The sequence below is a fragment of the Chlamydia sp. genome (genome assembly GCF_017472245.1).
Classification (GTDB): domain Bacteria; phylum Chlamydiota; class Chlamydiia; order Chlamydiales; family Chlamydiaceae; genus Chlamydia.
In genome coordinates, this window is record NZ_JAFUQR010000008.1 from 228,243 (window position 1) to 242,784 (window position 14,542).

Sequence of the window (14,542 nt, forward strand, 5' to 3'; positions counted from 1 at the left end):
TGCACACGATCCTGCATAAGAAAAGGAACGATGTCTAGGGGAAGATACAGGTGTCTTATTAGAGTCGTTTTTTCGTACCGCACTCAGAAAGAAGAACATTCTTTATTAAAAGAATGTTCTTCAATTCATTGTGACCAAGTCTATTAAGTAGATAGCTTATAGATCACTGTGAGCGCAAAAACAAGATAAAACAAAGTCTTTACGTGTTGAAAATTCCAAAGTTTTTTTGCAATGACGCCACAAGTTAAAGCTATTAATGCAGGATAGCTTACTTCTAAAATGGGGATAAGGATTTTACTAATGTTTTCAAAACTCAGTATCGATACCAAGTATGTAGGGATCAGGGTTACGATCAGCGCATTGGAATAATTCATTTTTTGAGAGGACACTACTCTTGCGATGAAATCTGCGAAAATCCCTGTCGCTGCGATTGCTGTAGTTAGGCAGGCCAAAAAGACACTTAATCCTGTTAAGAAGCTGTTTGGGCCAACAACAAGAGAAGAAATTCTACCCAAGATTTGGCCTCTTTGAATATCCAAAAGAGCTCCTGCATGGCGAGCTGCGCAGAAAGCAAAACCGAGATATACAAGGCTAAGGAGCGCTGCGGCTAAGAGGAAACTCATTACCAACTTATATTTCTCCGATTTCCCAATATAGTGAAATTCTAAAGGTTTTTCTTCAGTAGATTCATGCTTTTGTTGTGTAAGAAACTGTTGAATTGACACGAGGACTATGGAGCAGAAGAAAAACGCTGCGAGTAGATCCATAGTGTTAAAACCTTCCGTAAGTCCAGCAACAAAAGCTTGTTGTTTTGAGAAGGTGATATTCTCTAAAGAAGGTGAGTGGGCTGTTAGCAGCAAGCCTTTGATAATAAGCCAAGATAAAGTTGCTAACATAATAGGGAAGAAAACAGATCCTAACCACTGGATAAGCTTGCTGAGCTTACATACAAAAAGGTATACGAGAGTACAGAATATTAGGCTAAACCACGGCAAAGAGGGGACTAAACCCGGTTGAGAACCTCCTAGTGAAGCCAATGTGTCATAAGAAACAGCTATTGTCCTAGGGATGCCTCCAAAAGGACCAATAATGCACAGAATAGAAACCATCAATACCATACCAGGCATTCTACCAATGGAAGAAAAGAACGAGCGGTAGTCTCCAGAATATAGCATCATAGCGAACAGCCCCAATAAGGGGGTAAGCACAGCCGTCAGGATCATCCCTAAACAAGCATAAGAGGTATAGTGATAGAAATGGTGTCCTAAGGCTAAAGGGAATACCACATTGCCAGCGCCGAAGAACATAGCAAAAATAGATCCTCCAATAGACCAAATAGAAAGTCCTTTATGAGAATGTGAGTGTGTTTTTCTATGCATGATAAAAAAAATAGTAGACTTTTACCTGTAAACAAAAACAATGCCTTTCCCAAGGTATAAATGCGTGTTGGTAAAGAATAAAACCAAGAAGGAATGACAGTTAGCTTTCGCTCTATAGTACCTAGACTTACAGTTTAAGATCAAGATTCTAGAGATCTCGAGATCGAATAAAGTGTACAGAAAAAAATGCGTCTCCTTGTTGGGAAATTAGTGGAATTTTTACTTCTTTTACGCATTTCCATCCTAGGGACATCATCCGGGAGATGTGTTTTTCATTCTCTTCTTTAAGTAGAGAACACGTTATATATACTAGGCGTCCATGAGGTGCGACATAAGTTTGCGCTTCTTTTAAAATTTTTTCTTGAGCAGCCGCATTGTTTAGGAGAAGTTTTTTTGAAAATAGAAGTTTCTTTTCTGGATGACGACGGAAGACGCCACTTCCCGTACAAGGAGCATCTACGACGACCAAAGAGAAGGCTTGTTTTTTGATACTTCCAGAAGAATGAATAGTGAAATTTTTTATTCCAGATCGACAAAGGCGTTGGCGGGCTTCCTCTAAAATTTGGGGACGGCTATCGTGCAAAGTAACATGGCGAGCGCGCTGCGCGAAGATAAGACTCTTACCGCCAGCTCCTGCACAAAAATCCAAAATTGTATCCGAATCTTTGATAAGAATAGCATTGGTAATGATCTGAGAAGATTCATCTTGGATTTCAAAGAGTCCTCTGCGAAAAGCTCGTGTGTGTTGTAAAGGATATCTTTTGTCAAAGCGTAGAGAGGAAGGAGCAGCTCCTTTGTGACAAGGGAAGGGTAAAATTTCTTGAAGCTTATCTAAAGAAATGCGTCGTGTATTTACGCGAATGGAACAGGGAGCTTCTTCTAAAAAGATTTTGGCTAAGCGGAGGGCTTCTTCTTCCCCGTAGTCTGTAGATAAACATTCTGCTAAATCATCGGATAAGGAATAGCGTACAGCCCAGGGGAAGCGCTGAAATTGTTCAACATCTTCTGTCACACCTTCTTCAACCTTTTCTACTAATGTTTGAGGCGAGACTTCTTTTTTTTCTTCTAAGATTAATGCTTCTAACAGACGTTGGTGACGTAAGATAGTAAAAACTCGAAAGTTAATCCATTGGCGATCTTTAGAACCCAGGGCAGGGTGTTCTTTGAAGTAGGTAGCCACACGATTGCTTTCTCCGATTGGAGAAGAAAATAGGCTATTTAACAAATTATAAAGGTGATGAAGACGGAACGGGATCATGAGTCTACTGCTGTGGGGGAGAGGATATCTGTAAGTTCTGAAACTTGTTGTTCAGACAGAAGAAAATGAATTCTTTTTTCTATCACTTGAGCAAGGATTTCTTCATAACGGCGAGAGCCGACTTCTTGATTCGCAAATTGTTCGAATTGCATGAGAATAAGAAGAAGGTTCTGTAAATCATTCCATATCTCTGGGCGTTTGAGAGCATGACTCACGTGCTTAAGGAATAGATGATAACGTTCTTTTTTCTCATGGTTCGTTTCTGGTAAGTGATGCTTAAACAGTTGAAGCCAAGAAGGTCTTTTTGAGATAGAAGCCGCAGATTGCGATGCTAGCAGAGAGGGAAAAGGAAGAAGATAAAGGAAAGTAAGTACAGTAAATAATTGTTTTATAAACATACGGGTTCTTTAAGCAATCTGAAAAAAGCTCTTGAGAAAGAACGGAAACGGAAAGAAAAAACTTTCTCCAACAATAGGAAATCTTAGAAAAAAATAAAAAAAAAGTCCGCTAAAGATTTACATAATAGCGATTTAAGAAAAGAAAGAGTTAGAAAAAGTTTCTGCTACTCGAGCCTGTTTTCTTTTCCTTCGAAGCCATATGAAAAGTAGGATCAGAGAGTATGTTTTGTATGTGGTGAGAATACGTAAACCAGTTATAAGCAGCCATTGTCTAAATGTAGGAAAGATATCGCTTTCTGCTAGAAAAGGTTCAGAGCGCACAATCTCTCCCTTTGGAGTAGATAAAATCCAGTGCCCTAGGAGATCCCCTCGTTGAATAGGGAAAGAAAGCTTCTCCGTTTTGAGAGAAAAAGAGAGGAGAGGATCTCCTTCGGATAGATAGAAATCATAATAAACTCCCTTGGATACTAGAGTAGTTATAGTTCCGAATTTCGTTTGTACTTTATATTGACTCGATGGAGGAAGAAGGTAGCAGCGCAACAGTGGCTCGTTGAATAGATCTTCACATATAGTTATAGCATCTTGATACAATTGTGCTGTGGGGCCAAAATACCCAGCTGCTACCACGATAATAGAGCGATTATTTTTTTCTGCTGCAAAGACAATGTTTTTCCCCGCAATTTTTGTTGTCCCGGTTTTCCCTCCTAAACAAGGAGGGTAAAAATACGCAGAGGAAGAAGAAAGGAGTTTATTTGTAGAAGATAGGACTCTTTCTGGACTTAAGTTAGTAGCTTCCATTGTATAGGAATTAGTGTAAATAATTTGTCGAAAAAGAGGGTCTTTAAGAGCTTCTTTCATGATGATTGCAAGATCTCTTGCGGTAGTATAATGATTCGGATGATGGAGACCATGGGGAGAGTTGAAATGAGTATTTCGGCATCCGATTTCTTTTAAAAAATCGTTAAGCTGCTGCATAAACGTGGAAACACTATGACAACAAGCGTCAGCTAAAACATTTGCAGCATCGTTTGCGGAACTAATGAGAAGAGCATGAAGAAGATCCCATCCAGAAACTTCTTCTTTCACTTTTAACTGAATAGCTGTGCCATCGGTTTCTAGCCAGTAAGGAGGACTTCGATAGCCCGATTGTTGTTTTGCCTGAGGAGTGATAGAGGTAATGGGGTCTCTACGGATAGTAATGAAACGAGTTAAAACATCAGGATATCGTCGCAAGATCAGTAGAGCTGTAGCAATTTTTGTCATGCTCGCGGGGAAAATCATCATATCAAGATTTTTTTCCTTAAGGATAGCTCCAGAATCTGCCTGAATTACTGCCGCAGCTAGTCCTTTCGTAGAGATGGTAGAAGAAGCTTCAAGTAAGGGAGTAGACAAGCTAAAAGCAATTACGCAGATAAAACACCAGCAAGAGGAGAAAAGAATACGCATAGAACCACTAAGGGCTGCTTTCTAAGAATTTCGATTCATGGGTACTAAAAAAGCTCTTGACGGCACCTCAAATAAAAAATTACCCTTTGAAAAGGGGAAATGGCAGTGAGTTTAGATTTTTTAGAAGATTTTTTCCGTCGTTCAATAGCAAATCGCAATACAGCTTTTCCGGAAGGGATTCTGGATATTTCTGATATCTTAGCACGTTCGACCCTAGATTTTAAAGCTGAAGGACTTACCGATAGCGCTGCTAACGACTTCATCGTATCAGAATCTCCAGATAAACTCACTTTATTTAATGGAAATTTTGTAGTGTGGCTTGTTCCTGAACTAGTTAATGGGGAAGCAATTACTCGTGGTTATATCGCTGTAAATCAAGGAGAGACCTTTTCTCCTGAGCTAGCTTTTGAAGCATCTGGGAAATACAACAATTCAAGTCTAATCTTAGAGGCTTTACGAAGGTACTTGTGTGATATTCGAGATACAGAAAAAGAGTTGAAAGCATTACTTCCCCCATCAGAAGAATAATGTATTATGAGTTTTTGGGGGCTGTATATAAGGTTAGTGTCACGACATTCATGTCGTTAACGCGTTCATAATCAAAGACATCCACAGAACGTTTGGCCAAAAATATCCCTAGTCCGCCAATTCTTCTTTGTTCAATTGGGAGATCTAAACGCATAATATCAGGAGAAGCTGTGATGGGATTGAAAGCTGGGCCGTGGTCTGTGATGCGAACAAAAAGAGCTTCTGAGGTTTCTGTGCAAAGGATGCGGATCCAGCCTGGAGAAGGAAGAGCTTTGTAAGCGTGGGTAATAATGTTTATCAGCAGCTCTTCGCAAGCTAATTCTAATTTCAATAGTTTTTCTTGCGGACAATTACATTGTATACCTGCTTGCTTTACAAAATCGAGCATATTGTAGAGTTCATCTAATGCTGCGGGGAAAACTTGTTCTTCTTTAGAAGAGGTCATAATATACCTGTTGTACGATATTTGCTGCTAATTGCGAGCATAATATACGAGAAGCGCTTTTCTTCGCTTCATTGTGCATCTCAAATTGCCCAAGAGCGAACTGATGAGCATTTGCTATACCTAAGTCAGGCTGAAAATCAAAAGTTACAGTTTCTTTTAGGCACTTTTCTACAATAACCTCTTGAGAGCGTTTATTGATAAGTTGTACTTTTGCAGACAAAGCTAAACGCCCCTCGTTCGAGACAATGAAATGTTTTGCTGTTTTTTCTCTAGGTTTCTTAGGAGTGTAGGTAAATCCTATATTTTCGTCTGTCTCATTGAAAAGAAAGACCTTAAGTAAATAACCTGCAGCTGATTCTTGTGATCGTGTTGGAAGAGACCGTTTTTCTAATTCATAAGAAAGAGCGGAAACAATATCTCCTAAAGAGTCCTCGGCTATGGGACATACATAAATACCCTCAGATATGGCAATTTTTTTTGTGTTACAAGGAGAGAGCAAAGTGTAACCGCACGATGACAAAACAAACGTACAGAAAATAAGACTAGTTAACCACGAGACTCTAAGCATAAAATATTTTTTCTATTCGCTTAACTGATTTGTTTAGAGAGTCTCTCCAAGCGCTTAGTACATTTGGAGACATAAGAGGTTTCAGGAAAGTTTTCCAAGGCCATTGAATAATAGATCTTTGCGGAGGAGGCTTTTCGTTTTTTTTCGTAGAAGCGTCCTGTGGAATATAAGCATGAAGCATAAGCTTCGCTCATCTGGTGAATATAATGCATAACTTCCGTGTTACTTGGATGATTGGGATGTTGTTTGCGTAAAGACGCAGCATTCACCCGAGCGTCTTGAAGGTATTGCTCATTGTAAGGTTCCTGTAAAGCTTGCAAACAATAGATCTTTGCAATGAGAGTGAATGCCTCCGGAGAGAGGGGGTGGGAGGGAAACTGCAAAGAGACCTTTTTTAAAGTTTTAATCGCCTCGCCATATTCCTTTCGATTAAGCAAAAGGGCTCCCTTTGCGTAGAGCGCAGATGCTTTGAGTGCTGTATCCGAAGACGCCGTAACAATTTCATCAAAAATTCTGAGAGCATCAGCCTCTGCGTTGAGTAGTTTAGGAAAACCTTCGAGGGGGACTACATTTTTACGCTTCCCGTTAGCGAAGCTTTGTGCGATAGAGTACTTAACAGCGAACAACTGTTCGGAGTACTCTGTACCAGCGAGCTCTTGATATCGTGTTAATGCTTTATCTGCTAAATCAGGGTGTCCCAGCTCAAAATAACAAAGCCCTGTAAGAAATTGCGCCTTAGGAAGCAGAGCATGCTCCGGAAAATGATGGGTTATCATCCCGAAACAAAGGAGAGCTTGTTTAAATTTCTTATCCTTGAAATAGTTATTCCCTGTCTCGAAATATAGCTCCGGAGAGTGTTTTGGAGTATATTTTTTTGGGGCCATAATGCCGAGGAATGGTTCAAAAGAAGGCACTCGTGCATGGCAACCGCATGGCAATAGAAAAAACAAGCAAAGTGCTTTTAGAATGACTTTCATAGCTAGGCGAATAGATAACGGCAACAAAGCGTCATCATAAAAAAGGAAAAGAGAATTTGTCAAATCTCTTATAGCTTTTGTTTTAGAAAAAACAAAAAAATTATTTGGCATCGCTGTTTTTATTTATTAAAATAAACAAAAAGGTTTGTTTATGAAGAAAATTGTTTTTATTGCAGCGATTTTTAGTTCTGTTGTCTTTTGGGAAAAGATTCCTTATTCACATAGTATCAAACAATTCGCTGTAGATTATGGGATCGAGCTATTTGAGAAAAGCTCTCAGTTGGTACGTAAAATTTCCGGGAACGAACGTCTATGTGTATTCGAACGACGAGTATCTGAAGAACAGGTATTGGCAATGTTTGCAAAAGACAAGGCTTCCGCAGAATTGTTATTTGTGCCGCATATTCTCTTGCGAGTTCGAGTTGCGGGAGAGGAAGACAAACGTATAGGAAGTCACGAAGGGGCTTTGCTGTGGAGTTTGTCGAATGGAGAGATGGTATTGAATACCGGATCTTGGGCTTACTCCAAAGGGTTTAGAGAGTGTTTGATGTTAAAAGCTGGGAAACAAGATGTACAACTGATGCAGGTATTAGCTGGTATGGGAGGATCTGCATCGAAAGAAGTTCTCTCTCAAGCATTATCTATGCGGAATGTTCGTGCTGATAGAGTGATTCGCGCGTGTCAGAAGAAGAAATTAATATTTAGCCATGACAATCTAATTTATAGCCACTTTCAACAACCTCAGCCTATCAAAGGATGTATGACGGTCTTTCACTCTTCTCCTGTTTGGTTAGCTAAACCTAAAGGAGCTACAGTGTGTTCCGTTGTGTATCCAGAGGATCGTATTCAAAATTTGGTAGAGATGATATTTGGAGACAATTTCTTTATTTTAAGTTCCGAAAATATTCACGTTCCTGTCTATAAAGTATCTATCGCAGCTTCAGATAGCAGTGTTCGTGTTGAATATATCAATGCTATCACAGGAAAACCTTTCGAGTTTATCCCTTCCCATCGCAAATAGTGCTTCTTTTTCTATCGACATCTCCCCTTACTTAGCCTTTCTTTTTTCCATTTCCTTTCAAGAAGAGGGAGGACATCTTCCGCCCTCTTTCTATTAAAATTTTTCGGCAGATTAAGAAGAATGTTCTGTTCCACAGAAACGATCACCGGCATCACCTAATCCGGGAAGAATATAGGCGAGCTCATTTAATTTTTCATCAAGAGCTGCTACGTAAATAGTTACATCTGGATGATCTTTTTGAATTCGCTCAATACCTTCTGGAACAGCTAAAACGTTGATTAAGGTAATGTTTTTAGCTCCATGCTCTTTTACCAATTGAATGGTTGCAGATGCAGATCCTCCAGTAGCCAACATAGGATCAACGATAAATACGCGGCATTTTGTAATATCTTTAGGAAGTTTACAGCAGTAAGGGGTAGGCTGGAATGTGACATGATCGCGGCTCATACCAATATGTCCCACTTTAGCTGTAGGGACAAGTGAGAGGAATCCATCAACCATCCCCAGACCTGCACGCAACACAGGTACAACAACAACTTTAGGGCCTGTGAGATGAGGGCATTTAGATTCAATTAACGGTGTTTCAATAGCAATATTTTCAAGGGGGAGATCTCGAGTTGCTTCATAGCAAATCCCTAAGGAAATTTCTTTCAGACACTCTCGAAATATTTTAGATTTAGTATGTTTATTTCGAAGAAGAGAGACTTTGTGTTGTATCAAGGGATGATTCAATATGTAGACTGAGGCCAAGGGTTTGGATGCATCTAGAGAATCTTGTGAATCTGAGAGAACATAGCGTGTAAGAGTATTAGAGGGAAGGGATGACGATATCAATTCTTGAGAACACAATTTCAGATGTCTGCGAGATTTTCCACATAAGTGGTGCTTTGAGTGTGGAATGACTTCTGAAGAATGTTTTAAATGAGCCTTCTCTGGAAGGACAGAATGAACACCAGATCCTTGAGCAAAACGGGAAGAAGCAGTACATAAGATCAGACTTATAGTAAGGAGAAAGTTTTTCATTTTTTTGTGTGCTTGGTACCGAAAAGAATAATTTCTCCAAGATAGTAAAGAATTTTTTTAAGCGTGTCAATATTTGACGTACTGAGTTTATTGAGAAGTGTTTACACTTCTTCTTACTTGTTATGCCTAAGTTGCCAAGACTCGAGCAGGGATATCTGTTGCTGCGATTTCCTGGAGAAGAGAAGAGATGTCTTCTGCTACGAAAAAGTCTGTATCCGGGGAGATCGAAGCGAAACGGTGATTATCTTTTGTGAAGACCAAAGAGAGGGAACGAGATCCGGAGTATTTACGTATGAGTCCTTTTAGAATAAACAGGTGACTGTGGCGGAGCTTATTTAGGTCTAAAGAAATAGTTACTGTAGGGAGCTCTTTCGTTTCTACTTTTTTTACCATTGTCTGTGATTGACCTCCGGCTAATTTTTTTGCTGAAGAGTATATTTTTTGACTTTTGAGTCTATCATAAACTTCATCACACTCTGCTATTACAGCATCGTTGACAGTGGATAAATCCCTCATCCATCGACAGGAAAGGCGGAGAGAATCGCCGCGTCGATCTATTGTTAGAATAGCATAGATAAGACGATCTTCTTCTAGTAAGTCTTGGTGCTCCGCATACATATCGGACCAGATAGGAAGTTCGTAAGAATCTATCTCATCACTAACTTGCAAGAGTGCGAATTTTTTCTGTTCTCCGGCGGAAATTTTTGTTGTGACTTTATCAATTAAAAAGATCGTGCGAACAACAGCTCCATGAGGAAGCCCTTCAAAATCCCTTGCTTGAACTACAGATAACAATGGCAGCATGTGTCTAATTGTATCCATAGGATGAGCTGTTAAATAGACTCCAAGTAGCTCTTTTTCTCGTTTTAGTAATTCTTTAGGAGAACGGCAAATAATATTTTCAGGAGAGATTGTTGTCTCTACAGGATCTTTAGCCATACTATCGAGAGAGAAGAAGGTCAGTACTCCTGTTGCTGCTTCTTTTTTCTCTTTAGAGAAGGTATCATAAAGATTATTCAGAATAGCTATAGCTAAGTCTTTGTTGGGTTCGAAACGATCAAAGCTTCCTGCGTCAGCTAGGTTTTCTAACTGTTTTTTAGATACTTTCTTAAAATCTGCTCGTCGAACGAAATCTTGTAAGCTCTTATAAAGACCATTTCTTTCTCGTTCTTCAACGATGCTATCAACGATGCTCATTCCCACGCCTTTAATGGCTCCTAAAGAAAATCGGATACCGTCTTGCGTGGCTTCAAAATCTTGGCCGGATTCGTTAATATCTGGAGGCAACACAGGAATGTTCATGCTGTGCGCTTCTTGAATTAGTTTTCCAACCTTTACAATATCATCGTAATCGCAAGTAAGAAGAGCAGCAAGCCATTCTTTAGGGTAATTTGCTTTAAGATAGGCAGTTGTGTAGGTTATGAGTCCATAGGCTGCAGCATGAGATTTGTTAAATCCATAGGAGGCGAATTTCTCCATTTTGTCAAAAATTGTTGTAGCTACAGTAGGATCGATACCGTTAGCAGCTGCTCGTGAGCAAAACTTTTCTCGCTCCTTAATCATTTGTTCGTGGTCTTTTTTCCCCATGGCTCGACGTAAAACATCCCCTTCCCCCAAAGAGTATCGTGCCAACGAACCTGCGATTTGCATGACTTGTTCTTGATAAACCATGATCCCAAAAGTTTCTTTCAGGATTGGCTCCATCAAAGGGTGGTCATATTCAATATTTTCTTTCCCGTGTTTTCTACTAATGAATGATGGAATCATATCCATCGGTCCAGGGCGATAAAGTGCTCCAATAGCGATAATTTCTTCAAAAGCATCGGGGCGTAAATTTTTAGCTAGGTCTTGCATCCCTCGAGACTCCATTTGGAAGATCCCCATAGTTTTTCCTTGATGAAGTAAGGAAAAGGTATTTCGATCATCTAGAGGGAGGGTTGAAGCTTGTAGTAAAATTCCTGTTTTTTTGTGGATAGCTTGGGTTGCAATGTGAATGCCGGTTAAAGTTTTTAGGCCTAAAAAATCCACTTTGAGCATTCCAACGCTTTCAACAGGCTTCATGGAATATTGGGTGGAGATCATCGAAGAATCTTTAGGAACGCAAATGGGAATATGATTCGTTAAAGGATCTCCGCAAATAATTACTCCTGCTGCGTGTACTCCGGTATTGCGAATGGAGCCTTCTAGTTTTTTGGCCATGTCAATAACTTCTGCAGCTTCAGTGTCATCTACATATAGTTGCCTTAATTCAGGATCAGTTTCTAAAGAAGAAGAAATGGTGGCATTAAGTTCTGGGATTCGCTTAGCTATGAAGTTTACCTTAGATAGGGGAGTATCCAGAGTCCTACCGACGTCCTTAATAGCCATTTTGGCTTTCATTGTACCAAATGTGATGATCTGGGCTACATTATCTTTCCCATGACGTTCTATGGCATAATTGATTACCTGTTCTCTTCCGACCATACAGATGTCGATATCAATATCTGGGTAAGATATACGCTCTGGGTTAATGAAACGCTCAAAGAAGAGATCAAAGCGAATGGGTTCAATTTCCGTAATTCCCAGGAGAAAAAGCATGACAGACCCGGCTCCGGAGCCTCTTCCTGGGCCAACAGGAATTCCATGATCTTTCGCCCAATTAATAATATCCCAAACGATGAGCAAATAATCGCACATTCCTTTAGATATGATAATCGTTGATTCTAAATGGAGTCGTTCCTTTACAACAGAGAGGGGATCCTTGTCAGGGAATTTTTTTGCGATATGAGATAGAACTTCAGGAGTATATTTAGTCTTTAAACCTTCTTCGCAAAGCTTTTCTAAGAAAGCTGATGATGCCTTATAACGCTCTTCTTCAGAATAAGATCCTTTTTTTTGTAAATCTTCTGGGACGTAAATGGGATAATGTTTAGTGGTGAAATCAAGTTCTAAATTGCAGTGCTCAGCGACAATAAGAGTATTAGAGATAGTTTCTGGGTGATCTGCAAATAGTGCAGACATCTCTTGCGGAGATTTAAAATAAAATTCTCTACTAGGGTAGGTCTTTCTTTTGGGATTAGGGACATAAGTATTCTGTTTTGCTGTTCGAACAGGCTCTCTGGACTGAACATTTAATAAAATTTCGTGGGCAAGCCAATCATCGGGATTTAAATAATGGATATCATTAGTAGCAACAGGGCGAATACCAAGACGCTTAGAAACAGCTAAAACGGCTTCTTTAACTTTTAATTGTTTTTCAACAAATTGATAATAGTTTTGTTTTAGCCACTCCTCTTCAAAAAGCGCGATTTTTGCTTCTGAAGATTGATGAAGTTGCACTTCGCTGAAAAAATCTTCTTGAAAGAGATCCTGATACCACAACAAGTCTTTCTCTAAAGCTTCTTCAGATTCTAAAGCAGCTTGAGCTACTGACCCAGATAAACAAGCAGATAAACAGATTAACCCTTTCGCGTATTGACTTAACAATTCTCTATCTATACGAGGGAAATAGTAAAACCCTTCAGTATAAGCAAGAGAGGAGAGACGACAGAGGTTGCGATAACCTTCTTCATTCTTACAAAGAAGGATAAGGTGGTTTGCTACGCGACTCTTGCGCTCTTTTTTTTTATCGAACCGGGAACCTGGTGCAACATACAACTCACACCCAATGATAGGTTTAATTCCATGTTGCTTACAGGTTTTGTAGAAATCAACTGCACCAAACAAATTCCCGTGGTCTGTAAGAGCGAGCGCGGGAATTTGGTATTCCACTGCTTTAGCAACAAACTTTTTAATTGAGCATGTTGCATCCAGAATGGAGTACTGAGAGTGACAATGTAAAGGTATCCAGGTCAAAACAATTCTTCACTTAACGGTGATGTTTTCTCAAACTTTGTTCGGATGCATTCCATGTCGGCAAGAAGAACAACAATGCAATCAAAGCACAAGCTAAGAGAGCAACAAAGAATCCATGCCATCCCCAATCTTGAGCGACTTTCCCCAGAGGATACCCTGCAAAAGCTGCTCCGAAATAGGCGAACCATCCAGTGAAGCCACTGGCTGTTCCAGCAGCTTTCTTATGTGATAATTCTGCAGCTGCCAGTCCGATCATCATTTGAGGCCCGAAAAGGAAGAACCCAATGATAAACAAGAAAGTTCCATCAACCCACCATACAAAATGATCGTGAGTTCCCCATAATCCTAAAATAGAGAGCAAAAGTCCTAACGAGAAAACAACGTTCATGGGCCCGCGTTTCCCTTTAGAAATGGTATCAGACAGCCATCCGGCCAACAGCATACCAAATAATCCACCAATTTCAAACAGAGATACGCAAAGATTTGCTTTCACGGTGGAATAGCTTTTTGTCTCTATCAAGTAAAGAGCGCTCCAATCATTTACTGCCATACGGACCACATAGATGAAGAATGAAGCAAATGATAGGAACCATAGCCATTTATTAGACAGCACATAGGTAAAAAGGATTTCTCTGGTGGAAAGCTCTCTTTCTGCCTCTTCTTCTAAAATTTCTGCAGTAGTTTCTTCATGTGGAGGGGTTTTCTCATCTTTTCTAAATTTTTCTATCGCAGGGAGCCCAAGAGATTGAGGGGTATCCCGTAAACGATCGATCAACACAAATCCCATAATAATACAGATGATTCCTGGGATAAACATGGCTCCTCGCCATCCTGCATAATCGATAGCAATCCCTGTTAGAATGGGAATGAGGGCTCCCCCTATATTGTGGGAGGTGCTCCAGACGCTCCACCAAGTTCCTCTTTCTGATTTAGAATACCAGTGGGTTAGTAAACGAGCGCAAGGAGGCCATCCCCATCCCTGGAACCACCCATTAATTCCCCAGAATAAAACAAACAAGGGGACTGTAGATGACAGCCCAAAGAAAATGTTAGAAATCCCCGTTATAATCAATCCAACAGCCATAAAATAACGAGGGTTGGACTGGTCCGACATCACGCCACTGACAAACTTGCTAATGCCGTAAGTAATGTAAAGTGTACTACCAATAATGCCCAGCTGAGCCTTGTCAAACCCTAGATCAGCTATCAGGGTTGGCATAGCAAAGGTAAAACTTTTTCTAGTAAAATAAAAGAATACGTAACCGAAGAACATGCTGTAAAAGATGCGCACTCTCCAGTATTTGTATTGCTTTTTAACCAACTCCGGGTCACTGATTTCTTTAACGTGGCGAGGAGGCTGAAAAATTTTGGTCCATAGACTCATAAGTATTAGCTCGATTCAAATGTGTTTGTTTTAGAAGCTTAAGAAAAATACGAACGCGCGCTGAGACGGAAGTACCAGCTTCTAAGACCTCGTTTTTTTTGCCATCAATCTAGGCTAGACCAGCCCGGGCATCATATTGGACGATTACAGCAATGTCGTCAATACTCCTTATTTTTTTTCATTTAGCTCAAAGAGTTTTAGAAGACAACCTGTTTGCTTTTTTATAAGAAGGGAAGGAGTGGGTTTTCGAGTGGTCCTGAAAACTCTTTTGGTGTAACATG

11 protein-coding genes and 1 pseudogene are annotated in these 14,542 nt (G+C 40.0%); 2 read left to right on the forward strand and 10 right to left on the reverse strand.

Features of this window, described 5'->3' with window-relative positions; translation table 11 throughout:
* Window positions 1-143: 143 nt before the first annotated feature.
* From brnQ to IJ490_RS04065, 4 genes and pseudogenes are all read right to left on the reverse strand, one after another.
* Window positions 144-1,379, reverse strand: a complete 1,236-nt coding sequence (gene brnQ, locus IJ490_RS04050; RefSeq protein ID WP_291894481.1) for a branched-chain amino acid transport system II carrier protein — start codon at window positions 1,377-1,379, stop codon at window positions 144-146.
* A gap of 148 nt (window positions 1,380-1,527) precedes the next feature.
* Window positions 1,528-2,455, reverse strand: a pseudogene (locus tag IJ490_RS04055) (RsmB/NOP family class I SAM-dependent RNA methyltransferase).
* Between the two features lie 178 nt (window positions 2,456-2,633).
* Window positions 2,634-3,035: a hypothetical protein gene (locus tag IJ490_RS04060; protein WP_291894483.1), complete on the reverse strand. Its 402-nt coding sequence runs from the start codon at window positions 3,033-3,035 to the stop codon at window positions 2,634-2,636.
* Window positions 3,036-3,167: 132 nt separating this feature from the next.
* Complete coding sequence (locus tag IJ490_RS04065; protein ID WP_291894486.1) at window positions 3,168-4,481, reverse strand: D-alanyl-D-alanine carboxypeptidase family protein; 1,314 nt, start codon at window positions 4,479-4,481, stop codon at window positions 3,168-3,170.
* 105 nt (window positions 4,482-4,586) lie between these two features.
* Here IJ490_RS04065 and IJ490_RS04070 point away from each other — a divergent pair, with 105 nt between their 5' ends.
* Entirely contained in the window at window positions 4,587-5,009 is a 423-nt protein-coding gene (locus tag IJ490_RS04070) for a hypothetical protein (protein WP_291894722.1), read from the forward strand.
* A gap of 4 nt (window positions 5,010-5,013) precedes the next feature.
* Here the strand turns inward: IJ490_RS04070 and IJ490_RS04075 are convergent, their stop codons facing one another.
* The 3 genes from IJ490_RS04075 to bamD are packed head-to-tail and all read right to left on the reverse strand — an operon-like array spanning window position 5,014 to window position 6,999.
* A complete protein-coding gene (locus IJ490_RS04075; protein WP_291894489.1) occupies window positions 5,014-5,454 on the reverse strand; it encodes an anti-sigma regulatory factor in 441 nt (146 codons plus the stop codon).
* Window positions 5,441-6,022: an LPS assembly lipoprotein LptE gene (locus tag IJ490_RS04080; protein ID WP_291894492.1), complete on the reverse strand. Its 582-nt coding sequence runs from the start codon at window positions 6,020-6,022 to the stop codon at window positions 5,441-5,443. The genes IJ490_RS04075 and IJ490_RS04080 overlap by 14 nt, the downstream gene beginning before the upstream one ends.
* 20 nt (window positions 6,023-6,042) lie before the next feature.
* Window positions 6,043-6,999, reverse strand: coding sequence for an outer membrane protein assembly factor BamD (bamD, locus tag IJ490_RS04085; protein WP_291894724.1), 957 nt, complete (start codon window positions 6,997-6,999; stop codon window positions 6,043-6,045).
* Window positions 7,000-7,150: 151 nt separating this feature from the next.
* Here bamD and IJ490_RS04090 point away from each other — a divergent pair, with 151 nt between their 5' ends.
* Window positions 7,151-8,020: a hypothetical protein gene (locus tag IJ490_RS04090; RefSeq protein ID WP_291894495.1), complete on the forward strand. Its 870-nt coding sequence runs from the start codon at window positions 7,151-7,153 to the stop codon at window positions 8,018-8,020.
* Between the two features lie 111 nt (window positions 8,021-8,131).
* On the opposite strand, the gene upp is transcribed toward IJ490_RS04090, so the two are convergent.
* From upp to IJ490_RS04105, 3 genes are all read right to left on the reverse strand, one after another.
* Window positions 8,132-9,043, reverse strand: coding sequence for a uracil phosphoribosyltransferase (gene upp, locus IJ490_RS04095; RefSeq protein ID WP_291894498.1), 912 nt, complete (start codon window positions 9,041-9,043; stop codon window positions 8,132-8,134).
* A gap of 126 nt (window positions 9,044-9,169) precedes the next feature.
* Window positions 9,170-12,877, reverse strand: coding sequence for a DNA polymerase III subunit alpha (gene dnaE / locus IJ490_RS04100; RefSeq protein WP_291894501.1), 3,708 nt, complete (start codon window positions 12,875-12,877; stop codon window positions 9,170-9,172).
* A 13-nt stretch (window positions 12,878-12,890) separates the two neighbouring features.
* Entirely contained in the window at window positions 12,891-14,261 is a 1,371-nt protein-coding gene (locus IJ490_RS04105; protein ID WP_291894504.1) for an MFS transporter, read from the reverse strand.
* Between the last annotated feature and the right edge of the window lie 281 nt (window positions 14,262-14,542).

Coding starts and splice junctions, on each gene's coding strand:
- brnQ (WP_291894481.1), bottom strand. CDS start 1,379: ATGCATAGAAAAACACACTCACATTCTCATAAAGGACTTTCTATTTGG.
- IJ490_RS04060 (WP_291894483.1), bottom strand. CDS start 3,035: ATGTTTATAAAACAATTATTTACTGTACTTACTTTCCTTTATCTTCTT.
- IJ490_RS04065 (WP_291894486.1), bottom strand. CDS start 4,481: ATGCGTATTCTTTTCTCCTCTTGCTGGTGTTTTATCTGCGTAATTGCT.
- IJ490_RS04075 (WP_291894489.1), bottom strand. CDS start 5,454: ATGACCTCTTCTAAAGAAGAACAAGTTTTCCCCGCAGCATTAGATGAA.
- IJ490_RS04080 (WP_291894492.1), bottom strand. CDS start 6,022: ATGCTTAGAGTCTCGTGGTTAACTAGTCTTATTTTCTGTACGTTTGTT.
- bamD (WP_291894724.1), bottom strand. CDS start 6,999: ATGAAAGTCATTCTAAAAGCACTTTGCTTGTTTTTTCTATTGCCATGC.
- IJ490_RS04090 (WP_291894495.1), top strand. CDS start 7,151: ATGAAGAAAATTGTTTTTATTGCAGCGATTTTTAGTTCTGTTGTCTTT.
- upp (WP_291894498.1), bottom strand. CDS start 9,043: ATGAAAAACTTTCTCCTTACTATAAGTCTGATCTTATGTACTGCTTCT.
- IJ490_RS04105 (WP_291894504.1), bottom strand. CDS start 14,261: ATGAGTCTATGGACCAAAATTTTTCAGCCTCCTCGCCACGTTAAAGAA.